Genomic DNA, 26,292 nt, shown 5'->3' on the forward strand with positions numbered 1-26,292 from the left:
CTTTCCCGCGCCGGTGCGCAATAGCTTCAGGGATGCGGGCGAGCCGCGGAGGTCTTGGGGATAGGAGCGGGAGACAGGTTCATTGCCGACAGGTGCAGGAAATCTCTCGAAGAAAGGCCGGCGGCGGAACGAGATCCTGGCCATCCTCGCCGATGAACCGACGATGCGGGTCAAGGCGCTCGCGAGCCGGCTCGACGTGACGACCGAGACGATCCGGCGCGATCTCGAGGAGCTTGCGGAACAGGGCCTGATAAGCCGCACCTACGGCGGCGCGATGCTGCGCGCGGGCAACGAGCCGGTGCTGTCGCAGCGCGAACGGCAGCTGGTGCGCGAGCGGGAGGCGATCGCCCGGCGGGCCTTCGTCGAGCTGGCGAAAGGCAAGACCTTCCTGATCGGCTCCGGTGCAACGACCGCGATCCTTGCCAAACGGCTCGCTTTCGAGCTGCGCAACGTCACCGTCATCGCCCACAGCTTTGCCGTGGCGACAGCGCTGGCCCAGAACCCGACGATCCGCACCATCATGGTGCCGGGCGAGTACCATGCCGCGGAAGGCGCGATGCACGGGGCGCAGGCGATCCGGTTCCTTCAAGACTACACTGCCGACTGGGCGATTCTTGGCGCCTCCGCCCTGTCGCCCGACGGCCCCAGCGACGCGCTGATCGAGGCGGCGGAGGTCTATGCGACCATGCTCCGGCAATCCAGCCGCAGCATGATCGTTGCCGACCATTCGAAGTTCGACCGCATGTCGACCGCGCGCTACGCCGAATGGAGCCAGATCGAGTGCCTGGTGACGGACAGGACGCCCGACGGCCCGCTTGCCCGCGCGCTCGACCGCAACGAGGTCAGGGTGATGGTGGCCGCCAAGGCCTGATCATCCGGCGAGCGCGGCGCGGAACGCCTCGATGAAGCGCTCGGCTTCCTCTCGGGTCAGGCAGAGCGGCGGGCGGACCTTGAGCGTCGCGCCATATCGTCCGGCCGCGCCGATCAGCACGTTGTGGGCCCGCATCGCGTCGATCACCTGCACCGTGAAGGCCGGGTCGGGGCGGCCCGCCTCGTCGGCCAGATCGACCCCGATGAACAGCCCCGCCCCACGGACATCCGTGACCCGCGCATCACCCGCAGCGACCTGCCGCAGCCCGGCCAGCAGGTGCGCGCCGGTCTCGCGCGCATTCTCCTGCAGGCCTTCCTCGCAGATCACGTCCAGCACCGCGTGGCCGGCGGCAGCGGCCACCGGGTTGCCCCCGAACGTGTTGAAATACCCCACGTCCGCGCAGAACTGCTCCAGGTGATCGGGCCTGGCAACCATCGCCGCCATCGGGAAACCGTTGCCCATCGGCTTCCCCATGGTGACGATATCCGGCGTCACCCCGTGGCGTGCGTAGCCCCAGAAGGCGTCGCCGGTGCGGCCGAAACCCGGCTGCACCTCGTCAGCGATGAAGAGCCCGCCTGCGGCCCGGACCGCCTCCACCGCGGGCGCCAGGAAGCCCGGAGGGTCCGCGAGGATGCCGTCGGAGGAGAAAATGGAATCCGCGAGGAACGCGGCGGGCCGGATCCCGCGGCGTCCGAACTCGGCCAGCGCGGCCTCGACACTGGCGCGGAAGCCGCCGGCGATGTCCTCGCCGAAATGCGCCGCGCCGGGTGGTGGAATCGCGATGACCTTCTCCGGGAGGCTGCCACGCTTGAGCGCGGAAGGAGACACCTCGGTCACCAGCGCCGTGTTGCCGTGATAGGCCGTCTCCGTAACGATGATCCCGGTGCCCCCGGTTGCCGCCCGCGCGACGCGAATGGCGAGGTCGTTCGCCTCGCTGCCCGAACAGGTCATCATCACATTGGACAGTTCCGGCGGCAGAAGGGCCTTGAGCGCCTCGAGGTAGTCATCGACCACCGACACGATGTAGCGCGTGTTGGTGTTGAGCTGCGCGATCTGCCGGCTCACCGCCTCGACGACCTTCGGATGGGAATGCCCGACGCTGGGCACGTTGTTGTAGAAGTCGAGATAACGCGTGCCGTCCTTCGCGATCATCCACGCGCCTTCCGCCCCGACCATCTCGATCGGCTGCCGGTAGAACAGCACCGAGGCGGCGCCGAGGTTGGCGAGCCGCCGTTCGACCGGGCGGCTCTGGCCGTTGCCGGGCCGATAGGCGTTCATGTCGAGGATCTGCCGGGCCTGCCCCTGAGCCGTTGGGGCACTCATGCCCGCCCCTCCAGATAGGCGCGCGCGATCGTCAGGGTGCCGTCGGTATAGTCGGCCAGCCCGGCATCGCGGGCCGTCTCGGTCTCGGAATGGCTGGCGATCCAAGCGGTCAGCAGCAGGCGGCGGAAAATGATGAAGTCGGGAATCATCGCGACGTCCTCCGCCGAGAGCTCCCGAACCGTCCGGTAGCCTTCGAGCCAGGCGGCGGTGAGGTCCGGCACGATCGGATTGAGTTCGTGAAAGGAGATGGCCGCCGCGAAGTCGTAGACGAACCAGGAATACCCGCAATCGTCGAAGTCGATCACGCCGAGGCCGGTGTCGCTCCGGAGCAGGTTGGCGAGTCGCAGATCCGCGTGAACGAGGCCAAACCGGTCGCGCCCCTTTCCGTAGCTGGCCAGGCGCGCCTTCAGACGCTCCAGCGCCTGCTCCAGCAGAGCCTCGCCCTCGGGCGTAAGGCCGAGAGCGGCGCGCCAGTCTCCCCAGAGCGGGGCATCGCCGAAGGCGCTGTCGAAATCCCAGGTCTTGCGCGCGAACCCCTCGGGCGCGTCCCAGCTTTCCACATGGCGGTGCAGCCGCGCCGAGATCTCTCCCAGCAGGCGGAACCCGTCGACCAAGGCCGCGTCGGCATCCGGCTCCGTGCCTTCCATGAATTCGAAGGCGACGACGTGGCGGATGTCCGCGCCATCCTCGAACGAGACGACCAGCGCACCGTCCTCGGCCGGCACCAGCGCTGGCGTGTCCACCGCCCCCGATTGCCGCAGCGCAGAAATCCACGCGAGCTCGGAGCGGATTTCTTCCACTTTGTGGTAGTTTTGTCTGTGAAGTCGCAGAATTACGGGATTCTGCCGCGCAGGATCCCGGGCGATGAAGGTCGCATTTTCGGAGACCGTGAGCAGCCGCAGATCCGACTCATCCGAAAGATTCCACTTGCAAAGAAGGCCCTTAAGGCTCTCCTGCAAGCCCGCGATGAAATCATCTTGATAGAGCATGGTGAAAATTTCCTCGCTTCGGGATCGCATGATTGGTCTGTAAAACATTTTTTCTGCCACTTGCAACATTTGTGTTGCAAGTGCAGAAATTCTTTGGGAGCGTCCTGCCAAGGCGACGGCACGTTCGCCGGACGAACCACATGCAGTTCCGCATGCCGCGCGGCCCGATCCGCCGCATGGCGCCACTGAACGCGCAGGCTGCCGGCCCGCGCATCCGACAGAATTGGAGAGCCCGATGAACCTCACCCGCCGGTCCCTTACCGCCGCTCTCGGTGCCGCAGGCGCCGCGTCGCTGCTGCGCCCGTCGATGTCGCTCGCCGACCGAAGCGGCGAGCTGAACATCCTCTGCTGGGAGGGCTACAACACCGATGACGTGCTCGGCCCCTTCCGCGACATGTTCTCCTCTGCCACGGTCCGCGCCGAATCCGGCACCTCGGACCCCGACATGATCAACAAGCTGCGCGCCGGCGAGGTGAATGTCTGGGACCTGATCAACCTCAACCAGCCCTGGGCGCGCGGCATGCTCTACCCCGAGGGTCTGATCAAGCCGCTCGACAAGGAGCGCTTCCTGCCTTTCTTCGAGAAGATGACGCCGGAATACGGCACGCCTCCCTACCCGCTCGCCTTCGCCGAGGATGCCGAGCTGATCGGCATGCCGCAGCGCTACGGCCCGTTTTCCTTTGTCGTGAACACCGACAAGATCAGCCGCGAGATGGCCGAGGACATGGGCTGGAAGCTGTTCCTGGAGCCGGACATGGCCGGGCGCTTCGGCATCCTGACCTATGACAACTGGAACCTCATCCACATGTGCCTGACGGGCGACCTGAACCCGTTCCAGCCGCTGGACGAGGCCGGCTTCACCACCTTCGAGGACACCGCCAAGACGATCTTCGCCGGTGCCAAGATGATGACCGACGACCTGGTCGCCATGAACACTGCCCTGATCAACGGCGAGATCGACGCCTATTTCACCGGCGGCACCTACACGGCCTCGCCAGCGCGTCTCGACGGCATGACCCAGATCCGCGGCATCACGCCCAAGACCGGGCCGATCGATGGCAAGGGCGGCGTGGTCTGGGCCGAACTGACCTCGCTCGTCAACAACCCGAACCCGAGCCCGCTGACTTCCGACTTCCTGGAGTTCGTCCAGAAGCCGGAGATCGCCAAGGCCGTGGGCTTTGCCGAAGGCACCTACAACCCGGTCGCACAGATGGGCGATCCGGAGGTCTTCGCGCTCTACGACGAGGACGAACTCGACGCGATCCAGTGGGACAGCCTCGAAGAGGAGAATGCGCGCTCGGTCGAGTACGACAGCGTCGCCGACTACGACAAGCTGATGGAAATCTACACCGCCGCCCGCCGCGGCTAATCCACAGCACCATCCCCATGCGCCCGCCGCCGGTTCGCCGGGGGCGGCGCTACTTCCGGATCACACATCGCACATGACCGACGCCTCCCAACCGATCCTCCGCATCAATGCCCTGACCAAGCGGTTCGACGACTTCACCGCGCTGCATGGCGTCGACCTGAACGTTGCCGAAGGGGAGTTTCTCGCCATCGTCGGCCCGTCCGGCTCCGGCAAGACAACCCTCATCCGAATCCTCGTCGGCATGGACGAGCTGAGCGACGGCGCGGTCTGGCTGCGCAACACCCGGATCGACGTGGTGCCGGCCAACAAGCGGCCGACCTGCATGGTGTTCCAGTCTCTGGCCCTGTTCCCGCACCGCACGGTCGGGCAGAACATCGAGTTCCCGCTCAAGCTGCGCAAAGTGCCGCCGGCCGAGCGCAAGGCCCGCGCGCTGGAACTGCTCGATACGCTGCGCCTGCCCCGGGATTATTATGACAAGCGCATCCAGCAATGCTCGGGCGGGGAAAAGCAGCGCGTCGCGCTGGCCCGTGCCCTCGCCTTCGACCCCGAGATCCTGTTCTTCGACGAGCCGCTGTCGGCGCTCGACTACCGGCTGCGCAAGACACTGGAAAAGGAGCTGAAGGATCTGCACCGCCGCACCGGCAAGACCTTCATCTACATCACCCATTCCCTCGAGGAGGCGATGGTCATGTCCGACCGCATCGCCATCATGAAGGTCGGCCGCTTCGAGCAGATCGCCCCGGCGGAGGAGATCTACGCCCGGCCGGTGTCGAAATTCGTCGCCGAGTTCATGGGCGAGGTGAACTTCTTCGACCTCCGCAACGGGCAGGCAGAGGGCCTGCTGATGACGCCGGAGACCGCGGCCGCGCTGGCTGGCCGCTCCGGCACGCTGACGATCCGCCCGGAAAGCCTGCGGACCTTGCCGGAGGGACATGCCGCGGATTTGACCTTCGAGGGCGAGATCGTGGCCGAATACCTCCTCGGCTCCCGGATGCAGTACCGCATGATGCTCGCCACCGGGCAGGAGATGATCGTCGAGGTTCTGCGCGAGAACAGCGTCGCAGGCGGCATCGGCGCGCCCCTGCGCGTCGGTTGCGACCTGAGCGCCGCGCACCTGATCGAGGAGGCTCGGGATGCAGCGGCGTGACGCCCGGCTGGGGCTGCTCTATTCGGCCCCGCTCTCGCTCTTTCTTCTCATGACCTTCCTGGCCCCCATCTTGCTGGTGGCGGCCTTCTCCACCATGCCGGAGAAGGTGTTCAACCTCTCCCAGGCGCCAGATTTCTCCGCCTATCGCACGGTGCTCGCGCAGGGGTACTGGAAATCGGTCGCCTGGTCGCTCTTCATGGCGCTGGCGGCGACGCTGATCCTGCTCGTCGTCTGCTGGCCGCTGGCTTTTGGCATGGCCAAGGTCTTCAAGCGCTTCACGCTGGTGCTGACCATCGGCGTGGTGATGACGCTCTTCGTCTCCGAGAACATCCGCCTGTTCGGCTGGGTTCTGACGCTGATGAAGGGCGGGCTGATCGAGGGCTACTGGCGGCACTGGACCGGCACCGGTTTCGACGCGCCGCTCTACAACGGGCCGATCATCGTCTTCGGTCTCGTCTACGTCTACCTGCCCTTCATGCTATTCCCGCTGGCGCAGGGCATCTCGATGGTGCCGGACGACGCGCGGCAGGCGGCCTACGACCTCGGCGCAACCCGCTGGCAGATCCTCAGGGAGATCGACCTCCCGCTGGCGATGCCGGGGATCATGGTCGGCTCGCTCCTGACCTTCGTGCTGGCGGCGGGCGCCATGGCCGAATCCAAGCTGCTCGGCGGGCGTGCGATCATCACCATCGCCGACGAGGTGCAGACGGCCTTTACCTATGGCCAGAACTGGCCGCTTGGCGCGGCGCTGGCAATGGTGCTGATCGCCATCATCGGAACCGTCGCCATCTGGGCGATCTCCAAGGCCGACCTCGACAAGATGATGGGCGGAAAATCATGAAGACCTCCCGCTTCACCACCTTCCTGCTCGTCCTTTACGGCCTGCTGATCCTCGGCTTTCTCTACCTGCCGCTGGTCTCGGTCGGGCTCGCCTCGATCTCCAAGGCGCGCTACCTCTCCTTCCCGATCCGGAAATACGCATACGGCTGGTACGAAGAGGCCCTGACCTCCGACACCGTGCGCGACCTGCTGGTCGTGTCGCTCAAGGTGGCCGGCGTCGTCACGATCCTGTCGATGATCATCGGCTTCTTCGGCGCGCTCGCCTTTGCCCGTTATAACTGGCGCTTCCGCAAGACGTACCAGAAGCTGATCCTGCTGCCGATCTTCTTCCCGCAGACAGTTCTCGGGCTGGCGCTCTTGATGTGGTTCAACGCGCTCGGCATCATCCCGAGCTGGAAGACGGCAATCGTGGCGCACCTGGTCTGGATTGCGCCCATCGCGACGCTCGTGGTCTCGATCCGCGCCTTCTCCTTCGATGCCGCGCTGGAAGAGGCCGCGCGGGACATGGGCGCCAACCAGTGGCAGACGCTGCGCGAGGTGACCATCCCGCTCTTGATGCCGGGCGTGACTTCCGCCGGGCTCTTCGCCTTCCTGCTGAGCTGGGGCAATTTCCCGCTCTCGCTCTTCTCCACCGGCGCCGACAGCACGCTGCCCGAATGGCTCTTCGCCAAGATGGTCTCCGGATACTCGCCGCTGGTGCCGACGGTCGGAATGCTCACCGTTGCGACCTCGGCGATCCTCGTGATCCTCGCACTCCTGCTGGCCTGGGCGATCCGGAAACTCCGCCCGGCCACCTGACACTCCCCATCGGAAAGGATTCATCATGCTCACCTCCATCGCCGGAAAGGCCGTCATCGTCACGGGTGGCTCCAAGGGCATCGGCAAGGGCATCGCCAGGGTATTCGCCGCCCAAGGGGCCAAGGTCATGATTGCTGCGCGCGGAGAAGAGGCTGCGCAGGCGACCGTGGCCGAGATCGAGGCTGCCGGCGGCTCCGCCGCCTATCACCTCTGCGACGTGGCCGACTGGGACGATGTGCAGGGCCTCGTGGCGGCGACGAAGGAGGCGTTCGGCGCGGTGGATATCCTCTGCGCCAATGCCGGGATTTTTCCGCAGATGAAGATGGTCGAGATGTCGCCCGAGGATTGGGACGGCGTCATGGCGACGAACCTCAAGTCGACCTTCCTCTGCGTCAAGGCCTGCATCCCTGAGTTCGAAGCCGCCGGCAAGGGGCGCGTGATCGTGACTTCCTCGATCACCGGGCCGGTGACGGGCTTTCCCGGCTGGTCGCATTACGGCGCCTCGAAGGCCGGCCAGCTCGGTTTTCTCAAGACGGCGGCGATGGAACTGTCGCGCTACAACACGACAATCAACGCCGTCATGCCGGGCAATATCTATACCGAGGGGCTGCAGGACCTGGGCGAGGACTACCTTGCCACCATGTCCGCGTCGATCCCACTGAAGCGCCTCGGCGCGGTCGAGGATATCGGCAATGCCGCGCTCTTCTTCGCCTCGGACGAGGCTGCCTACATCACCGGCCAGCAGATCGTCGTGGATGGCGGGCAAATCCTGCCCGAAAGCCTCGAAGCGATCGCGGAGATCTGAGCATGGGCTGGAAGACCGACTGGCGCTCCTTCTACTACGCAGGGGCAGAGGAGCCCGAGGACATCGCGCTCGACGCGGCGAAAACCGCGTTGCTGGTCATCGACATCCAGAACACCTACCTGGAGACGCCGGAAGATCCCGAGGAGGCCGCCCGCTGGGCGTCTTTTCTCGAGCGCATGAACCAGACGGTCATTCCAAACACCCGCGCGCTTCAGGATTGGGCCCGCAGCGAGGGGATCGAGGTGATGCATGCCCGGATCGCCTGCCTGCGGGAAGACGGCCGGGACCGGTCGCTCTCGCAGAAGAAACCGGGGTTCAACTACCTGCTGCTGCCCAAGGATCGCGAGGACAGCCAGATCGTCGAACAGGTCGGGCCGCAGGGCGACGAGATTGTCGTAACCAAGACGACCGATTCCGCGCTGACCGGCACCAACCTGCGGATGATCCTGCACAACATGGGCATCGAACGGGTGATCTGCGCCGGCATCTTCACCGATCAATGCGTGTCCTCCACCGTCCGCAGCCTCGCCGACGAGAGCTTCGAGGTGCTGGTGATCGAGGATTGCTGCGCGGCGGCCACCATGGAACTGCACGAGCACGAGCTGCGGGTGATCAACATGATCCATTGCCATGTCATGAGCAGCGCCGAGCTTCGCGGCCTGCCCATCGGCGCCGCGGTGTCCTAGACCGTCCTCAACCCTTGCGCGGGTTCAGCTTGCCGAAGGCACCTGCCGCGGGTCGGCTCCCATACGGGAGCAGAGTTGCAGGAACGCCTCGGAAATCTGCGGCTCAGCCCCGCTCCACGCTCCAACCGGACACCCGAGCGCGCCGGTGACGAGCAGGCTTTCGCCGGCCGGTAGCCTGCCCACAAGGCGCGGAATAGCGGTTCGGGGGTGCAGGATGTTGGTGTTGGGGGCGGCGCGTATGACCTCTGCCTTCCGCGTCCCGTTCAGATCACGGAGTCCCGAGACAAGCGAGGCATTGCGCAGGAAGACCGACCCGCTTTCATTGGGTTCCACCGGTTCCGCCATGCCGGTCCGGTCGATCGCGAAGCCGGACTCTGCAATCTCCAGCGGATCGGCGCTGCGGATGCGGTGGAGGCGCAGATGCCATCCCTCGCCCGCGAAGTCGCACCAGGTCTCGACCTCGAGCCAGCCGTCGGGCGCCCATCGCCCCCATGCCATCCCGTCCTGAAGCCCCGCGTCGGTGACCCTGCCCCGCCGGAGCCAGGCGAGGCCATCCCGGCTGACCGCCAGCCCCGAATCCATCGCCGACATCTCCGGCCGCTCGGGCGCGGTCGCATCGCTGGGCACGGAGAAACCGAAGGCGGAGGAATAGGCGAAACCGCCGTATTTCGCGTCGCAGCCACGGAAGGCGCGCGCGTCCTGCCCGCCAGTGAGCAGGATCGCCTGTCCGCGCTCCCGCCGCAGCAGGAACCCCGCGGCCGGCACGGCTGTCTGCACTTCGGGCAGATGCTCCGGCGGTTCCTCCTCGGCGCGCCAGAACGGGTGGTCGCGGTCGAGCGCCAGGACGAGAAACGCCTTGAGCGCCCAGTTCGGTGCGCCGATCCCGTTGTAGCCTTCGGACATCAGCGGGTTGGGATAGGCATAGCCGATGGAGAGCACGCCATCGCGGTCGGTGATCGGCTGGCAGGACCACCAGCGCAGGTTGCGCATCAGCAGCCCCTTGATCCGGGGCCAGGGCAGCGCCTCCTCGCCCGCAAAGGCGCAGGCCGCCCAGAAGGCCGACTGCGCCATGCGGTAGGTCATGGACCGGCCGAAGGGGATGGCCGCGCCGTCGGACGCGAAGAAAACCTGGAAGCTCTCGGCAAAGGCGCGCGCCCGCGACCGCAGAACACGCGCCCGCTCGGGGAACTGATCGCCCCCCAGCTGCGCAAGGACCAGCCCGTAGAAATGGAAGGCCATCGGCACGTAATAATCGATCTGCCTCTTTTCCCCGTCCCGATACCAGCCTTCGCCCAGGTAGAACGCGTCCAGACGGTCCAGCGCCGCCTCGACCGAAGGTCGGGACCAATCCTCACCCAGCCGGGCAAGCGCGAGATTGACCAAGACGCGAAAATACAGCCAGTTGTTGTCCGAGGGTGGCTGGTCGTTGATCTGGCGCATCCATGCCGCGGCGCGGACCTGCGCCTCGCGGTCCAGCGGCTCCCAGAACGCCTGCGGCGCGAGGAGCCAAGCCATTGCGATCCCCGCCATCTCGACCATGCGCTGATCGCTCGGCCCGACTTCGCCCCAGTAGTCCGGATGCGCCGGGTCGGTGCCGGCGGCAATGCCGCGGACAAACGTCGTGGCCTCGGGCGCATCGAAGCCGCCCGCGACAAGCGGAGCGAGCCCCCAGAGCGGCCGGACGAAGGCCTCCATCTCGGCGGGTACGGCATCGTAATCCGCCCCCCAGACACCGAGCCGGAGACGGGCGCCGCCCTCTGGCACCAGCGCCGCCGCGGGGCGGATCAGGTTCCCGGCCCAGTCGGCGAGGGCGGCGCGGTCGGTCGGCGAATTTGTCGGGGAAAATGGATGGGGCATGGCCGGTTCAGTCGTCTCGACGCTTTTGCCGCGGGCGGCAAACGGGGCCGGCGGGTGCGGGAGGGGGCACCCGCCGGGCGTGAACGCAGCCTGCACCGCACGCGGCGGCATAGGCGTCGTCCAAACGGAATTGGCGATACGGAATGGCGCGCCTTGGCCTCAGCCCCGGCGCGGCCCGGTCGATTGACGATCTTCGAGGTGCACCCCGACCGTGACGCGCTGCACCGCCCGCTGCGGGAACTCGGCGCGCTCGGCCAGAAGCTGGATCGCGATCCGGCCAAGCGCCTCGCGGTCGGTCTCCATCGAGGTCAGCGCCGGTGTCGAATGGGCGCCGATCGGCAGACCGTCGAACCCCATGATCGAGATATCGCCGGGCACCGACAGGCCCCGCGCCTGCAATTCCTGGATCGCGCCGAGCGCCACGATATCGTTCACGCAGAACAGCGCATCGGGCAGCCGGTCGCGACGGTCCAGGTAGGCGCCGATCGCCCCTCCGGCCGCCAGCGTCATCATCTCCGGCGACCCGAGGTCGAGCAGGTTGCGCTCGGCACTGAAGCCGATGCCCGCCTCCTCCAGCGCATTGCGGAAGCCGTCCACGCGCCGGACGATGGATTCGCGGTAGGGATGGGTCACATGGACGATGTCGCGATGGCCGAGCGAGAGCAGGTGCCGCGTCGCCGTCCAGGCCCCGAAGTGATAATCCGGCGAGACGCTGGGCAGCCGCATCGTCCGGTCCATTCCGTTGACGATGACCGCAGGGCAGCCGAATGCCACCGCCTCCGACACGAGCTCCAGCTGGTCGATCCCGACAAGCACCAGCGCCGTCGGCGGTTCGTCCCGGAACCGCTGCTGCAGGCAGCGCGGCTCCGTCCCGGCGACCACCGAGACGCTTATGTCGATATCCGCCGCCTTCCCATGCGAGAGGATCCCCGCGATGATGGCGCCGTAGAACGCATCGTTCATCACGTAACGGTCGAGCGTGACCAGCGTCGCCCGCGCAAGCCCCCGCGCCGCGCCGCGCCCGCCCCGACCGCGATAGCCGAGATCCCGGGCGATGCGGGAGATCCGCTCCCGCGTCTCCGCGCCGACGCCCTCGCGGTTGTTCAGCACCTTGGAGACCGCCGCGACCGAGACGCCCGCCTCGCGGGCGATGTCTTTCAGCGTCGGTTCTTCCGGGGTTTCTGCATCCACGGGCGCTGGCTCCACTGGTCAGGTCGGTGAAAGGGTTTCGGGCCTCGCGAAACTTAACCCGCCCGCCGCCGCGGCCGCAAGCTCCGGGGTGGCCGCCCGGCCTGGGCTCACCAGAAGAAGTCTGCATGGCCCTGGGCGCGCATCAGCGCCTCCATGAAATAGTAATCGCCATAGGGCAGCATCGTGTCGCTGCGCCCGGAATGGACGAAGGCCGCCCCATGCGCGAGCAGCCCCTGCGCCGTCGGATCCCCGGTCAGGTCGCAACTCGCCAGCAGGCCGTCGAGGCAGCGCTCGCCGAAGGCGCGCCATCGCGCGGCCTCCTCGCCCTCGGTCAGGCTGGCGAGCAGCAGCAGGCCTGCCGCCATGACGGCGCCAGCGGAGCTGTCCACCGGGTGGGTGCCGTCTGCCGGCAGCGCGAAGTCCCAGACCGGCACGGCGCTCTCGCCCATCAAGGCCTCGGTCCGGTGCGCCACCTTGCGCGCGGCGTCCAGCCATTCCGCCGCGCCTGTCGCCGCATGGCATTGGGCGAAACCGTGCAGCAGCCAGGCCTGCCCCCGGGACCAGCAGGACTCGTCTGCATATCCCTGGTGCGTTTCGCCCCGCATCGGCTCTCCCGTCGCCGGATCGAAGATGTATGTGTGAAAACTCGTGCCGTCCTCCCGCAGGAGGTAGCGGGCGGTGGTGGCGGCGTGGCCGTCAGCCACTTCCCGGAAATCCTGCCGCCCGGTCTCCCGATGCGCCCAGTGCAGCAGGGCGAGGTTCTGCATCGTGTCGGCGATCATCCGGCCGTTGGCGAATTTCGACCGGGTGCGATCTTCGGGGTCGGACGGCGACCAGGCCTGGATGTAGCCGCCCTCCTCGCGGAAACGGGACATCAGGATGCGCGCCGCCGCGAGCGCCATCTCGCGCGCGGCGGGGTCACCGGTCATCCGCCAGTCCGCGATTGAATGCAGGGAAAACAGGAATCCGAGGTCGTGGTCCTGGGCCCGGCGATTGTCCAGAACCCACTGGAACTGCGCGCGCCGCGCACGGGCCGCACCGGAGAACACCGGATCGCCACTGAGCTGGAAGCTCAGCCACAGCTGGCCGGAAAAGAAGCCCATGACCCAGTCGTAGCCGTCGCACCAGACCCACCGGGTGCCGCCCGTCGCCTCACCGATCCGCGGGTTGCGCAGACCGGCCACCTGCAGCAGTTCCCGCGTCCGTTTAACCACCCTGCCCAGAGCGTCCGCATAGGCGGCATTCCCCGCGGCAATCTCGTCCGACGCGAAATAGCTTGATGACTTGCTGTCCATGACGGCCTCCTCTGACGCCATCTTTCGCATAACACGAAACTTTCGTCAATTACGAAATATTTATTGACGATAACTTCGTTTTCGGCCTAGTTTTCGGCAGCTCGTGAAGTGAAGCCTGATTCCAGACCTGGATCGACCAGCCGCGGCCACAGCCAACGCCGAAAGTTTCGCAAGAACGAAAGCCTTCCGATGGGCGGAGGAACCGCACGGGCCCACGAAGCAGATGGAGGAACCCATGGACATCCTGAAGATTGCGAAGAAACCATTGATTGCCGCGCTGATGATCTCGGCCATGGCGGTGCCTGCCGCCGCCAAGAGCTATCGGCTGGCCACCAACGTCTCCGATGACAGCACCGCCGGCCAGCTGATCAAGCAGTTCGCCGACGCCGTGGCCGAGCGCACCGAGGGGCGCGTCGAGTTCGAGCTGTTCATGAACGGACAGCTTGGCGACCAGCTGCAGTATTTCCAGCAGATCCAGCGGGGCGTGGTGGATGCGGGCCTGATCAACTCCGCCGCCCTTGAGAACGTGATCCCCGCCTTCGGCGTGGTGAACCTGCCCTACGTCTTCCGCACTTCAGAGGAATACGGCGCCGTGATGACCAACCCGGAGGTGCGTGGCGCGCTCTTCGCCGCCGCGGAACAGCACAATTTCTGGCCGCTCGGCTTCCTCTCCTCAGGCTTCCGCAGCATCTACACCACCAAGCCGGTCGAGAGCATCGACGACATCAAGGGCATGAAGCTGCGCACGATGTCGAGCCCGACCTACATCGAGATGCTGAACCTCTTTGGCGCAGTGCCGACGCCGCTGCCCTTCGGCGAGCTCTATTCCGGCCTGCAGCAGGGCATCGTCGATGGTGCCGAAGGCGGGCTTGCCGGCCTTTATGTCGCCAATTTCGGCGAGGTCGCGAAATACGCGCTGGAAACCAATCAGACCCGGCTCACCGACTTCGTGGTGACCTCCGTCCGCTTCCGCGAAGACCTCTCCGACGAGGATCTCGCCGCCGTGGTCGAGGAATTCGAGAAGGTCAGCCTCGAATCCATCGCCTTTGCCGACGCGACCGAGGCCAAGCAGCTCCAGCAGGCGGTCGACGAGATGGGCGTCGAGGTCATCAAGGTGGACACCGCCCCCTTCATCGAGGCCGTCGGCCCAATGTACGAGGCCGCGCGCGCCGACGAGGCCAAGAAGCCGCTGATCGAAACGATCTTCGAAATCGAGAACCGCGAGTTCTGAAGCCATCTGGCCAGATCTGGCATCGGGCGGCAGGAGTCGCCCGGTGCCGCATTCGGGGAGGCGACCTGAGGCCGCACCCCGGTTGAAGGGGGAGACCATGGAAAGCAGCGAACTTGGCGTCCACACTGAAAGCGGCGTCATCCGGCATATCGGCGGTGCATATGCCGTGCTCGGCCGGACATTGTCCGTCGTCGTCGCGGCGCTGCTCGCGGTCATGGCGACGGCGATCTGCTACCAGGTCTTCTCCCGCTACCTGTTCAACTCCCCCAGCGTTGTCACCGAGGAGGTGCTGCGCTTCTCGCTCATCTGGATGGGCTTCCTCGCCGCCGGATACTGCTTCATGCGCGGGCAGCACCTGAGCCTCACGCTCGTGCTCGACCTCCTGCCGGAGCGGGCTGCGAACTGGTTCGGCGTGCTCAATGCGCTGCTGATCATGGTGTTCGGCGCGATCCTGATCTGGGGCGGCTGGCAGAGCTATTTCAACAACACCTTCATGAAGACGCCGATCCTGCAGATCCCGATGGGCACTTTGCAGCTGGTCGTGCTGATCTGCGGCGTACTGATGGAGGTCTCCCAGGTCGCGCTCATCGCACGAAAACTGCGCAGCGGCGAGGCGCACCTCGCGGCACTGCTTTCCGCCGCCGCGGTCATTGCCGCTCTGAGCGTCGCGCTGGCGGCGCTTCTGGCGAGCGGCTGGGCGCAGACGATGATCGCGGAGCGGCTGGAGTTCAGCTCTCTGGTCGTGCTCTTTGTCACCTTCACGGTCTTCCTGCTGATCGGCGCGCCCATCGCCATCGGACTGGCCTTTGCCGGGGTCTTCACCCTCTCGTTGCAACTGCCGCCCGACCTGGTCTTTCCCACCGTGGGCGAGACCGTCTTCAACGGGATCGACAGCTTCGGCTTTCTCGCCCTGCCCTTCTTCATCCTCGCCGGCAACATAATGAACCGGACCGGCCTCGCGCGGCGGCTGATCGACCTCGCCATGATCCTCGGCGGGCGGATCCCGGGAAGCCTGTGGCAGTCCAACGTGCTGGCCAACATGCTCTTCGGCACGCTCTCCGGCTCCGGCATCGCGGCATCCACGGCAATCGGCGGGATCATCACGCCGGTCGCGCGCGAAAAGAGTTACGACATGGCGGTCAGCACCGCCGTCAACGCAGCCTCCGCCCCGGCGGGCATGCTGATCCCGCCCTCCGGCGCGCTCATCGTCTATTCGCTGATCACCGGCGGCTCCGCCTCGATCATCGCGCTGTTCATCGCAGGCTACCTGCCCGGCATCATCATGGGCGGCGCTGTCATGCTGGTGGCCTGGTGGCACGCTCGTCGGCTCGGTTACGAGAGCGAGAATGCCCGGCACAGCGCGGCCGAGGTGTTGCGCGTCTTCCTGCGCGCGGCACCCAGCCTGCTGCTCGTTCTGATCGTCATCGGCGGCATCCTCGGCGGGGCCTTCACGGCGATCGAAGGCTCGGGCATCGCGGTGCTCTACAGCTTCGTCCTTGCGCTGCTCTATCGCAGCCTGTCACCGCGGGCTCTGCTCGACGTCCTTGCGGAAACCGCCGCGGTCTCGGGCGTGATCCTGTTCCTGATCGCCTGCTCTGCGATGATGAGCTGGTCGATGACCTTTGCCTCGATCCCCGCCACGGTGGGCGAGCTGCTGACAACCATCACGCAGAACAAGATCCTGCTGCTGCTCCTGATCAACCTCGTCCTGCTGATCGTCGGCGTCTTCATGGACATGTCGCCTGCGATGCTGATCTTCACCCCGATCCTCTACCCGGTGGTGACCGAGATGGGGATCGACCCGGTGCATTTCGGCATCATCCTCGTCTACAACCTCGCGCTCGGCATCGTTACGCCACCGGTGGGCACGGTGCTCTTCGTCTCCTGCTCCATCACCGGCGAGAAGATCACCAGCGTCATCCGCCCCCTGCTGCCGATCTTCGCAGTGCAGGTCGTGGGTCTCCTGCTGGTCACCTTCGTGCCGGCGATCTCGCTGGCGCTGCCGCGCATGCTCGGGCTGATGTGAGCGCCGCGCTTTCGGAAAGCGACCGATCGACCGTTGCCGATCCCGCCGGGCGACCGCATAACGCAGCCGACCGGCTTGGCCGGCGCCAGCTCGGAAAGCGCTCAAGATGAACGAAAATACCCGCGGTATCCTGTTCATGGTTCTCGCGATGGCCACCATGCTGACCTCGGATACGGTGGTGAAGAGCCTCGCGCAGGAGATGCCACTGTTTCAGGTCATCTTCATTCGCCACATCTTCATGACCATCGGACTCGTGGCGCTCGCGCTGCACGACGGCGCATTTCGCGCGCGCCCGTCCCCGCGCGAGACCCGGCTGATCACCCTGCGCACGCTCGGCGAATGCGGCATCGTCTGTTTCTACATGATCGCCCTGACAATGATGCCGCTCGGCACCGGCACCGCGATCTTCCAGCTACAGCCGCTCGCCGTGACACTGGCCGCCGCGGTCTTTCTCGCCCAGCCGATCGGGCCGCGCCGCCTGATCGCCATCGCCACGGGCTTTGCCGGTGTCCTGCTGATCGCCCGGCCGGGGTCGGAGGCCTTCGGGCCGGGCTCTGCCTTCGTTTTGCTGGCCGTGGCCTGCATCTGCGTCAGAGACATCGTGACCCGCATGTTGGGCGCGAGCGTCCCCGCTTCCGTGCTCGCTGCCCTTGGGTCGGCGGCGCTGCTGGTTCTGAGCGGCGCGATCTTGCTGATCCAAGGCACCTGGACGCCGGTGACGCCAACACAGCTCGGCCTGATCTTTGCCGGCGCCTGCTTCCTGCTCGTCGGCTACCTGGCCATGGTGCTGGCCATGCGCTTCGGCGAGATCGCGGTGATCTCTCCGTTCCGCTATGTCTCGCTGGTCTTCGGCATTCTTTACGGCTTCCTGTTCTTTGGCGAAGTGCCGCAGCCGATCATGCTGCTTGGCGCGCTGATCATCGTGGGCAGCGGCCTCTATACCTTCATGCGCGAGCGCTCGGTCAACGCCCGGTGACGCTCGAATTGCTGCCGGGCCGCGAGGGTGCGGGGGAATGCCGATTGCGGCACAGGGGGATCTGTGGGATCACCGGGCGCGTTACCTTTCAAGCCGGCGGCTGAACAGGATGGAAGAACTCATCTACATCGGGGCCGTGCACGCGTCCTTCACCGCGATCTTCCTCGCCACCAAGCGCGACCGGACGCTGAACGACAAGGTTCTCGCCGTCTGGATGGTTTTCATGGCGCTGCCGCTGCTGTCCGGGATTGCCGGCCGGCGGCTGGAAGGCATATCGATCCCGGTTTTGCAATCCAACCTGATCTACCCGCTCACCTACGGGCCGTTCCTTTGGCTCTATGTCGAGACCCTCACGGGCGATATCGGGCGGCTGAAGCGAGCGCACCTCCTGCATTTCCTGCCCTTCAGCGCGGTGAGCGTGGTGCAGCTGATTTCCGGCTGGAAGCCCGCGCTGCCGAACCCGGACGCCGCGGCCTTCGGCGCCACCGTGCGGATCATCGGTGCGGTGAACCTCCTGCTGCTCCTCGTCTATACCGGGGGGGTGGTCCGGCGCCTGCACCAGCACGGGAAGGAAGTTGTCGATCACTTCTCCGAGTTGTCGAGCCGGATCACGCTGGTCTGGCTCTACTGGATCACGCTCGGCGTGTTCTGCGTGTTCCTGCTGCTCTTCCTCGGCTCGGCCCTGTCGATGCCTACCCTGCTCGACATCCACATCGCCGCGCTCGTCGCCTTCATCCTCGTGCTGAGCTTCTTTGGCCTGCGGCAGATACAGGTGTTCGACCGCCATTCCGAGGCCGCCTCGGCACAGTTAACCCACCCGAAACGGACCGCCGCACAGCAAACCGCCTTCATGCCCGAGCCGACCGAACCGCGCGTAAACACGCCCGACGACGGATCCCATGCCCGCTACAGCCGGTCCGGCCTGACCGAGGAGCGTGCGGAGAAGATCGCTCAGCGGCTGGAAAGTTACATGCATGGCGAGCAACCTTATCTGGACGCCGAACTGACCATCGAGAAACTCGCCAAGCGCATGGCCGTGCCGCGCCACCACCTGACGCAGGTCATCAGCGAACGCTACGGCAAGAACTTCTACCTCTTCGTCAATGAATACCGGATCGAAACGGTGAAGCAGGCGTTGCGTGCCCCCGAAGCCGCCGACCGGACGCTGCTGGAGATCGCCTACGACTGCGGGTTCAACTCCAAGTCGACCTTCAACACGGCATTCAAGCGCCTGACCGGCATGACGCCCTCGCAATATCGAGAGCGGGCGTCCTGATTCAGCGGCTCGATCAGACACCTGAATCCAAAGACTTTTTCTGCACAACCACCAAATTCGAACCTGCGTCCGGCCCCGACTACGGTTCGGGATCAGCGGGCCGAACGACCTGCGCTCCAGCGTTGCGTATCTGACCCTTGAGCTTCCCGCGAGCCACGACGCGCGGCGGGCCCCATGCGGCCCGTGTCCCAGCCCAAGGAACACCACATGACCAGGAATCCCCCGGGGCGCACGCCCTTCTCGACCCTTTCGCGGCGCGACCTGCTGACCATCGGCGCGGTCGGCGCCACCGCCCTCGCCGCACCCGTAGTCATCCGCAACCTCGGCGCCCGTCCGATGGGCCAGTCGGTGAAGGAGAGCTACGACACCGACGTGCTGGTGATCGGCAGCGGATTTGCCGGCACCTTCGCCGCCGTCGAGGCCAGCCAGAAGGGCCAGCGCGTCCTGATGCTCGACAAGGGGTCGGTCGGCTGGTCCGGCCTCTCGCCCTGGGCCTCCGACAGCCGGCCCTTTGACCCGGCGATCTATGACCGCGACGAGTGGATGGAGAACATGTCCACCAATTGCGAATGGATCAACGACCGCGGCTGGTTCGACATCTTCATGGACGAGTCGCTCTCGATCCTCGACACGCTCGACGCTTGGGGCGCGAGCCGGTGCAAGCCCTTCGAACGCTCAAGGGTGTTCCGCCGGGTTCTGGAGGAGAATGGCGTCGAGATCGTCGAGCGGGTGATGGTGACAAGCCTGCTCAAGGATGCGGCCGGCCGTGTCGCCGGCGCGGTGGGTTTCACCTTCGACGATACGTCTCAGGAATGCTGCGCGGTGACCGTGACGGCAAAGGCCACGATCCTGTGCACCGGCGCGGGCGCCTACAAGAGCCCGGGCTTCCCCAACTGGGGCCAGACCTTCGACGGCGACGCGATGGCATACGAGGCCGGTGCGGCGATCACCGGCAAGGAATTCCACGACACCCACGGCACCTTCTCGACCTATTCCGCGGCCTCGTACCAGAACTGGAGCTGGGCGCAGGATGTGACCGGCGCCTTCATCATGGTGGGTCCGCCGGGCCGGGAATCCGGCGGTCTGACCATCGACAGCGCGCTTCAGGCCGCGGAGAGCGGCGTCTCCCGCCGTGGCGGCCCGCCGGGCGGCGCGGCGGGTGGTCCGGGCGAAATCGGCGGCATGCCCCCCGAATTCGAAGCCATGGCCAAATCCGCCGAACAGAACCTGGTCTACAAGGGCAAGGGGTTCCTCGCGCGGAAGGACCTGATCCTCGATTTCGGCCTGCCGCCGGAAGGGCCGCCCCCCGGCAGCGGGCTGGACAAGGGCTATTCCGTCGGCGGCTCTACTGCCGGGATGGGCGTGCACAAGTCCGAAGGGGTCTTCTGCGCGGACTACACCTGCAAGGCCGACGGGGTCGAAGGGCTCTACGCCGCGGGCGACGCACTCGGCTCGATGCTCTGCGGCGCGTCCTATCCGGGGCGAGGTTTCTCCTCCTACGGCTCCGCCATCCAGGGGCGGCGCGCGGCCCGCTTTGCCAGCGAGGCCGTGGCCGCGATGTCGACCTCCGAGGTTCCGCAATCGGAGATCGACACGAAGATCGCCGCCATGTGGGCACCGCGCGAACGCCAGCAGGGCTATTCGCCCGACTGGGTCACGCAGGTGCTGCAGGGCGCGATGACGCCCTTCCACATCCTCTACATCAAGGAGGAACGCCGGCTGGCGGGTGCGCTGTCGTCGATCGAGTACCTGCGCCGTCATGTGGTGCCGAACCTGATCGCAAACTCCGGGCACGAGCTTCGGCTGGCCCACGAGACGGCCAACATGCTGCTCAATGCCGAGATGAAGCTGCGCGCGGGCCTCTTCCGCACCGAAAGCCGCGGCACGCACTTCCGCGAGGACTACCCGGCCCGCAACGACGACGACTGGCATTGCTGGGTGCTGATGCGCAAGGGCTCGGACGGCACCATGCAGACCGCCAAGCATATGCTGCCCGAAGAGTGGAAGCCCGACGCATCCGCCAGCTACCGCGATAACTACCCCCGATCCTATCCCGGCGAGGACGCATTCCGCGCCACGGGTCAGGCCGGCTGAGGGAGACACCAGAGATGCCAATCGAACGTATCCACGGCTGCACCGGGTGCGAGAACGGCGTGAAGGCCTGCCCGACCGACGTGCTCAGGATGGACCCGGACACGGGCCTGGCCTTCATCGCGCACCAGGAGGCCTGCCAGATCTGCCACCTCTGCCGGCTCGCCTGCCCGGTGGACGCCATCACGCTCACACCCGACAAATTTATCCCGCCCCTGGTTTCCTGGGCCTGAGGGAGCATATCGACATGACTGACATTTCCATCGCCACGCCCCGCTCTGGCGCCGTCACCCTCCCCCGCCTGCTGGTGTGGCTCGCTGCGCTGGTGCTGCTGCCCTACGGCCTCGCGCTCAGCCAGGGTCTGGAGATCCGCAACGTCTACACCGAGCTTGTCACCGCGCTCTCCGTCGCGGGGCTGGCGGCCATGTTACTGCAATTCGTGCTGGCGGGCCGGATCGGCTGGTTCGTGCGCCGCGCGGGGCTGGACCAGTCCATGCTGCTGCACCGCAAGGCCGGACAATGGATCGCGGCGCTGTTCGTCCTGCACCCGTTCCTGATCGTGTTGCCGCGCTTCATCGTGGCGCCGCAGCTTGCGGCCTCGGACATCTGGCTGACCTTCACCGCGCCCGAGACCGCCACGGGCGTCTACGCGATGGCGTTGATGGCGGTGCTGGTTCTGACCTCGGTCTTCAAGGACCGCCTGCCGATGAGCTACGAAGCGTGGCGGTTGTCGCACGGTGTCGGATTTGCCGTTGTGGCCGTGCTCGCCACGCTGCACGCCATCACCAACGGTCGCCACGGCGTCTACAACCACTGGTACGACGCGATGTGGATCGCGCTCTGCGCCGCGGCCGTCGCCTCGCTGCTCGACACCTACCTGTGGCACCCCTACCGGCGCGCGCGGCGCCCTTTCCGCGTGGCCGCCGTCGAGCGGGCCAGCGCCCGGGACACGCTGCTGACCATCGAGAAGGACGGCGATTTTCCGTTCGATTTCAGGGCAGGCCAGTTCGCCTGGATCAACACCAGCGGCCATGCGGGTAATCTGACGGAGCACCCGTTATCGATCGCTTCCACCCCACGGGACCTGCCGCGGCTTTCCTTCGTGGTCCGCAATCTCGGCGACTACACCTCGGACCTGGCCAGACTCGCACCCGGGCAGAGGGTCTATCTCGACAGGCCCTTCGGTGACTTCACGCTGGAGAATGCCGCGTCGCAGGACATCGTGCTGATCGCCGGCGGCGTCGGGATCGGCCCGATCCTCGGCCTGCTCCGCGCGTTGCGGGACCAGGGCTGCACGCGGCGGGTTCGGCTGATCTACGGCAGCCGCAATCCCGAAGACGTGGTGGCGCGGGACGAGATCGCCGCCGCCGAGGCGCAGATGGCCGACTTCAAGGCGACGCTGGTGCTCGAGAACGCCGGCGACAGCGCCGAGCGCGGCCTCATCGACCGGATGGTCCTTTCCCGCAAACTCGACGCCGACCAGATCGCCAAGGCCGCCTTCTACGTCTGCGGCCCGCCCCAGATGACGCGCCTTGTCGTCCGCACACTGAAATCGCTCGGCGTGCCCCGTCGGCATATCCGTTTCGAGCAACTGGCGTTCTAGGCGGCATTCCCGTGCAGGAGACACAGATCATGAAAACCGAGCAGCCGCTGCTGGGCCGCAGGGGAATGTTGTTTCTCCTGATCATCCTCGCGGCTTTTCCGCCCATGACGATGGACCTCTACCTGCCGGCCCTGCCGCAGCTTGTGGAGGCCTTCCAGACCAGCCGCGGCACCGTCAACCTGACGCTGGGCGCCTACATGGTCGCCTATGCCTGCGGGATGCTGTTCTGGGGGCCTCTCAGCGAGAAATACGGCCGCAAGCCGATCCTGCTGATCGGGCTCGCGCTCTATATCCTGGCCTGTCTCGGCTGCGTGCTCTCGACCGGCATCGAGGGCCTGATCGCTTTCCGGACCTTGCAGGGGATCGGCGGCGGCGCGGTGACGGTGGTGCAGACGTCCATCGTCAAGGATCTCTATGACGGCAGGGAGCGGGAACGGATCATGGCAACGGTGATGTCGCTGGTGATCATCGCCCCGATGATCGCGCCCGTGCTCGGGGCCTTCCTGCTCAGGATCGCCTCCTGGCAGGCGTTGTTCCTGGTGCTGGCATTGTTCGGCGGCTGCGCGGCGGTGCTGGTGACGCTGTTCCGGGAGACGCTGGAGAAGAGGTACGACGGCTCCATGCTGACGTCCTGGGCGCGGCTGGGCACGGTGATGCGCAACCCGCGCTTCGCCTGCCTGCTGCTGATCTTCGGCCTCGCGCCGATGTGCCTGATGTCCTTCATCGGCAGCGCCGCCGATGTCTACATCGGTAATTTCGGGATGTCGGAGCAGGCCTTCAGCCTGATCTTCGCCTTCAACGCCGCCTGCGCCCTTGCCGGCCCGACGCTCTACATGCGCCTGTCGCGAACCATCCCGGTTCAGACCCTGATCCTCGCAGCCTTTTCGGTTGTGGTGCTCGGCGGGACGATGATCGCCCTGATCGGCCCCCTCTCGCCCTTCCTGTTCGCCGGGGTGGCAGCGGTCTCGACCGTCGCGGTGATCCTGTTGCGGGTGCCGGGCGCGAACCTGATGCTCGAACAGCAGCAGCGGGACACCGGATCGGCGGCCGCTCTGATCAATTTCGTCACGATAATGCTGGGCGCTGGCGGGGTCCAGATTGTCGCCGCCCATTCCGACGACCTGATCCAGACGCTCGGAACGCTGTTCATCACGATCGGGACGGTCTGCGCAATCCTCTGGCTCGCGGTCCGAAACCGGCCCTTTGTCGCCGAGAAGGTCACGCGGCCCGGCTGACAGTGATTGGGCCTTGCCCGATGGCCGGTTCAGCCCCTCTCGCCCGCAGGATGCGGAAAGCCGCTCATGTCCGGGGCTTATGGACAGACTTGCCAATTCCGCTGGCCATCAAATCCGGTTAGGTCGTCCAAATGGATATCGTTCTGGTCACCACCGTCATCGCGTCGCTCTTCTTCGTCATCGGCGCGGCCGAGCCGCTCGCGGCGCGGTTGCGGCTGCCCTACAGCGTGATCCTGGCCGTGCTCGGGGTCCTGATCGGGGTCGGCGCGACCTTCTTTTTGCGGACCGAGTTGACCGATGCGCTGAACCCGGTCGCCGAGGCGATCCTCGGGCTGCCGATCCGGTCCAACGTGTTCCTTTACGTGTTCCTGCCGACGCTGATCTTTTAGGCGACCATCGAGATGGACATCCGCCGGATGGTCGACGACTGGGTGCCCATCCTCGTGCTGGCGGTGGTCGCTGTCGTCGTGGCGACGCTGGGGGTCGGCTATGCGCTCTCCTGGACAAGCACGATCCCGCTGGCGGCCTGCCTGCTGATCGGCTCCATCGTCTCCACCACGGACCCGTCGGCGGTCGTCTCGATCTTCCGGTCGCTCTCCGCCCCCCGTCGGCTGGCGCGGATCATCGAGGGCGAAAGCCTGCTGAACGACGCCGCCGCGATCGCGCTGTTCGGCCTGTTCATGGGCTTCGTGATGCTCGGGATGCCGGATCCAGATCTCGGCGATGCGCTCACGCAGTTTCCGATGCTGATCGTGGGCGGCGCCGTCACCGGCTGGATCGCGGCGCGCTTTGCCGTCTGGCTGATGTCGCTGTTCGGCCGTCACGAGCTGGCGCAAATCTCGCTCTCCGTCGCCCTGCCCTACCTGGCCTATATCGGCGCCGAACAGATCGTCGGCGCCTCGGGCGTGATCGCGGTGGTCGCGGCGGGCCTGACGCTCAACCTGACCGGCCCCGGCCGCCTGCCCCCGCAATCCTGGACCAACCTGCGCGAGCTCTGGGCGGTGCTGGCCCATTGGGCGGGGGCGCTGATCTTTATTCTCGCCGCCCTGCTCATCCCGCGCCTGCTGGAAGAGGTCCGGGCGGCCGATTTCGTGCTGGTGGGCGTGGTGATCGTCGCCGCCATTGCAGCACGGGCGGTGATCCTGTTCGGGCTGCTGCCGCTGCTGACCCTGCTTCGCGCGTCGCCCGCGGTGGAGCGCCCCTACCGCGTCGCGATCCTGTGGGGCGGGCTCCGGGGCGCGGTGACCCTCGCCCTGGCGCTGGCCGTAACCGAAAGCATCCTCGTCCCGGTCGAGATCAAGCGGCTGGTCGGCATCCTGGCCACCGGCTTCACGCTCTTCACGCTGATCGTGCAGGGCACCACGCTGCGTTCGGTGATCGGGTGGCTCGGGCTGGACCGGCTGTCGCCGATCGACGAGGCGCTGTCGCGGCAGGTGGTCGCCGTGGCGCTGCAGACGGTGCGCGAGGACGTGGCGCGCAGCACAGAGAACTACGACCTCGCCCACGACATCGTGCGCTCCGAGGCCATCCGCTTCGGCGAACGGCTGGACGCGGCGGTCAAGACGGCAGAGGAAAGCGCCGACATCCTGGACCGCGACCGCATCACCCTGGGGCTGATCGCGCTGGCCGGCCACGAGCGTGACACGATCCTCGCCCGCATGCGGGAACGGACGATCTCGGCACGGATGGCCGAGCAGGTGCTCGCGAATGCCGACCAGCTGATCGAGGGCGCGCACAGCGGCGGCCGGAGCGGCTACCAGCGCGCCGCGCGCAAGAGCGTCGCCTATGGCACGGTGTTCCGGGCCGCGGTCATCCAGCACAGCCGCCTCGGTCTTTCCGGCCCGCTCGCGCGGATGACGGCCGACCGGTTCGAACTGCTGCTGTCTCAGCGCCTGATCCTGCGCGACCTCGGCACCTTCATCGAGGGCCGCATCCGCCGGATCCACGGGCGCCGGGTTGCCGACCTGCTTCGCGAGTTGCTGGCGCGCCGGATCGAGGCGGTGGAGACGGCGCTGGAAGGGCTGCGCCTGCAATACCCCGGCTATGCCGAAGAACTGGAACGCCGCTTCATCCGTCGCACGGCGCTGCGGCTAGAGGAACGCGAATACGCCGCCATGCGGGAGGACGGGCTGATCGGGGCCGAGGTCTACACAGCCCTGATGCAAGACGTCGCCACCCGCCGAGCTGCGGCTGAGGAGCGCCCGCGGCTCGACATCGCGCTGCAGAGGATCGAGCTTGTGCGGCAGTTCCCGCTCTTCACAGATCTCAAGGAATCCACGCTCAAGCGTCTCGGCCGTGCGCTCAAGACGCGCTACGTCAACGCCGGTGAGGTCCTTTTCCGCAAGTCCACGCCGGCGAAGAGCGTCTATTTCATCGCCTCCGGCGCGGTGGAGCTGGAAATGGCCGGCCAGACATGGCGGCTCGGACGCGGCGAGATGTTCGGCCAGATGTCGATCCTCATGCGCAAGGCGCATCGCGCCGATGTGCGGGCCATCGCGCCCTCGACCCTGCTCGTGCTGGACGAGGCACGCTTCCGCCGCCTGCTCAACCGGAGCGCCGCCCTGCGGGAGGCGGTGCGCGCCAGCGCCGAGAAACGCGGGATCGATCCTGACACTTTGCTGATGGACGACGTCGGCGAAGCCTGACCAAGGTGGCGCAAGCGGTTGCGGGCGGACGACAAATC

20 protein-coding genes and 1 pseudogene are annotated in these 26,292 nt (G+C 66.4%); 16 read left to right on the plus strand and 5 right to left on the minus strand.

The genetic code is table 11. From position 1 onward, the window contains the following. The first annotated feature begins 82 nt into the window (after positions 1 to 82). Positions 83 to 871 (plus strand): DeoR/GlpR family DNA-binding transcription regulator, encoded by a 789-nt coding sequence (locus ACFQ2S_RS18560; RefSeq protein ID WP_386076768.1) that lies wholly within the window; start codon positions 83 to 85, stop codon positions 869 to 871. Here the strand turns inward: ACFQ2S_RS18560 and ACFQ2S_RS18565 are convergent, their stop codons facing one another. Both ACFQ2S_RS18565 and ACFQ2S_RS18570 read right to left on the minus strand, forming a co-directional pair. Beyond that, the gene (locus ACFQ2S_RS18565; RefSeq protein ID WP_386076769.1) at positions 872 to 2,194 is read right to left on the minus strand and encodes an aspartate aminotransferase family protein; all 1,323 of its coding nucleotides are present in this window, start codon (positions 2,192 to 2,194) and stop codon (positions 872 to 874) included. It abuts the gene before it with no gap. Next, positions 2,191 to 3,183, minus strand: a complete 993-nt coding sequence (locus ACFQ2S_RS18570) for a phosphotransferase enzyme family protein (RefSeq protein WP_386076771.1) — start codon at positions 3,181 to 3,183, stop codon at positions 2,191 to 2,193. The genes ACFQ2S_RS18565 and ACFQ2S_RS18570 overlap by 4 nt, the downstream gene beginning before the upstream one ends. A gap of 235 nt (positions 3,184 to 3,418) precedes the next feature. Between ACFQ2S_RS18570 and ACFQ2S_RS18575 the strand changes: the two genes are divergently transcribed. The 6 genes from ACFQ2S_RS18575 (at position 3,419) to ACFQ2S_RS18600 (ending at position 8,828) form a co-directional block, all read left to right on the plus strand. Further along, positions 3,419 to 4,552 carry an ABC transporter substrate-binding protein gene (locus tag ACFQ2S_RS18575; RefSeq protein ID WP_386076773.1) on the plus strand — a complete coding sequence of 378 codons (1,134 nt, stop codon included), beginning with the start codon at positions 3,419 to 3,421 and terminating at the stop codon, positions 4,550 to 4,552. A gap of 73 nt (positions 4,553 to 4,625) precedes the next feature. Further along, positions 4,626 to 5,699, plus strand: a complete 1,074-nt coding sequence (locus ACFQ2S_RS18580) for an ABC transporter ATP-binding protein (RefSeq protein ID WP_386076774.1) — start codon at positions 4,626 to 4,628, stop codon at positions 5,697 to 5,699. Then, entirely contained in the window at positions 5,686 to 6,540 is an 855-nt protein-coding gene (locus ACFQ2S_RS18585) for an ABC transporter permease (protein WP_386076776.1), read from the plus strand. The genes ACFQ2S_RS18580 and ACFQ2S_RS18585 overlap by 14 nt, the downstream gene beginning before the upstream one ends. Next, positions 6,537 to 7,337, plus strand: coding sequence for an ABC transporter permease (locus ACFQ2S_RS18590; RefSeq protein WP_386076778.1), 801 nt, complete (start codon positions 6,537 to 6,539; stop codon positions 7,335 to 7,337). The genes ACFQ2S_RS18585 and ACFQ2S_RS18590 overlap by 4 nt, the downstream gene beginning before the upstream one ends. Positions 7,338 to 7,362: 25 nt before the next feature. Continuing rightward, positions 7,363 to 8,142: a 3-oxoacyl-ACP reductase FabG gene (gene fabG / locus ACFQ2S_RS18595; RefSeq protein ID WP_386076780.1), complete on the plus strand. Its 780-nt coding sequence runs from the start codon at positions 7,363 to 7,365 to the stop codon at positions 8,140 to 8,142. Positions 8,143 to 8,144: 2 nt separating this feature from the next. Next, a complete protein-coding gene (locus tag ACFQ2S_RS18600) occupies positions 8,145 to 8,828 on the plus strand; it encodes a cysteine hydrolase family protein (RefSeq protein WP_386076781.1) in 684 nt (227 codons plus the stop codon). 24 nt (positions 8,829 to 8,852) lie between these two features. On the opposite strand, the gene ACFQ2S_RS18605 is transcribed toward ACFQ2S_RS18600, so the two are convergent. From ACFQ2S_RS18605 to ACFQ2S_RS18615, 3 genes are all read right to left on the minus strand, one after another. Further along, positions 8,853 to 10,685 carry a DUF2264 domain-containing protein gene (locus ACFQ2S_RS18605; protein WP_386076783.1) on the minus strand — a complete coding sequence of 611 codons (1,833 nt, stop codon included), beginning with the start codon at positions 10,683 to 10,685 and terminating at the stop codon, positions 8,853 to 8,855. Positions 10,686 to 10,844: 159 nt separating this feature from the next. After that, positions 10,845 to 11,876 carry a LacI family DNA-binding transcriptional regulator gene (locus tag ACFQ2S_RS18610; protein WP_386076784.1) on the minus strand — a complete coding sequence of 344 codons (1,032 nt, stop codon included), beginning with the start codon at positions 11,874 to 11,876 and terminating at the stop codon, positions 10,845 to 10,847. 107 nt (positions 11,877 to 11,983) lie between these two features. After that, positions 11,984 to 13,171, minus strand: coding sequence for a glycoside hydrolase family 88 protein (locus ACFQ2S_RS18615; protein ID WP_386076786.1), 1,188 nt, complete (start codon positions 13,169 to 13,171; stop codon positions 11,984 to 11,986). 235 nt (positions 13,172 to 13,406) lie between these two features. Here ACFQ2S_RS18615 and dctP point away from each other — a divergent pair, with 235 nt between their 5' ends. From dctP to ACFQ2S_RS18660, 9 genes and pseudogenes are all read left to right on the plus strand, one after another. Continuing rightward, on the plus strand, positions 13,407 to 14,402 hold the full coding sequence (dctP, locus tag ACFQ2S_RS18620; RefSeq protein WP_386076787.1) for a TRAP transporter substrate-binding protein DctP: 996 nt from the start codon (positions 13,407 to 13,409) through the stop codon (positions 14,400 to 14,402). Between the two features lie 97 nt (positions 14,403 to 14,499). Further along, a complete protein-coding gene (locus ACFQ2S_RS18625) occupies positions 14,500 to 16,428 on the plus strand; it encodes a TRAP transporter large permease (protein WP_386076789.1) in 1,929 nt (642 codons plus the stop codon). A gap of 106 nt (positions 16,429 to 16,534) precedes the next feature. Then, on the plus strand, positions 16,535 to 17,404 hold the full coding sequence (locus ACFQ2S_RS18630) for a DMT family transporter (RefSeq protein ID WP_386076791.1): 870 nt from the start codon (positions 16,535 to 16,537) through the stop codon (positions 17,402 to 17,404). Positions 17,405 to 17,513: 109 nt separating this feature from the next. After that, positions 17,514 to 18,680 carry a helix-turn-helix domain-containing protein gene (locus ACFQ2S_RS18635; RefSeq protein WP_386076792.1) on the plus strand — a complete coding sequence of 389 codons (1,167 nt, stop codon included), beginning with the start codon at positions 17,514 to 17,516 and terminating at the stop codon, positions 18,678 to 18,680. A gap of 207 nt (positions 18,681 to 18,887) precedes the next feature. Next, on the plus strand, positions 18,888 to 20,774 hold the full coding sequence (locus ACFQ2S_RS18640; RefSeq protein WP_386076794.1) for an FAD-binding protein: 1,887 nt from the start codon (positions 18,888 to 18,890) through the stop codon (positions 20,772 to 20,774). 14 nt (positions 20,775 to 20,788) lie between these two features. Continuing rightward, positions 20,789 to 21,004 (plus strand): 4Fe-4S dicluster domain-containing protein, encoded by a 216-nt coding sequence (locus tag ACFQ2S_RS18645; RefSeq protein WP_386076796.1) that lies wholly within the window; start codon positions 20,789 to 20,791, stop codon positions 21,002 to 21,004. A 14-nt stretch (positions 21,005 to 21,018) separates the two neighbouring features. Beyond that, complete coding sequence (locus tag ACFQ2S_RS18650; RefSeq protein WP_386076798.1) at positions 21,019 to 22,374, plus strand: ferredoxin reductase family protein; 1,356 nt, start codon at positions 21,019 to 21,021, stop codon at positions 22,372 to 22,374. Between the two features lie 29 nt (positions 22,375 to 22,403). Continuing rightward, complete coding sequence (locus ACFQ2S_RS18655) at positions 22,404 to 23,609, plus strand: multidrug effflux MFS transporter (protein WP_386076800.1); 1,206 nt, start codon at positions 22,404 to 22,406, stop codon at positions 23,607 to 23,609. A gap of 131 nt (positions 23,610 to 23,740) precedes the next feature. Next, positions 23,741 to 26,254, plus strand: a pseudogene (locus ACFQ2S_RS18660) (cation:proton antiporter). Positions 26,255 to 26,292: the final 38 nt, after the last annotated feature.

Source organism: Tropicimonas aquimaris (genome assembly GCF_042676185.1).
Lineage (GTDB): Bacteria > Pseudomonadota > Alphaproteobacteria > Rhodobacterales > Rhodobacteraceae > Tropicimonas > Tropicimonas aquimaris.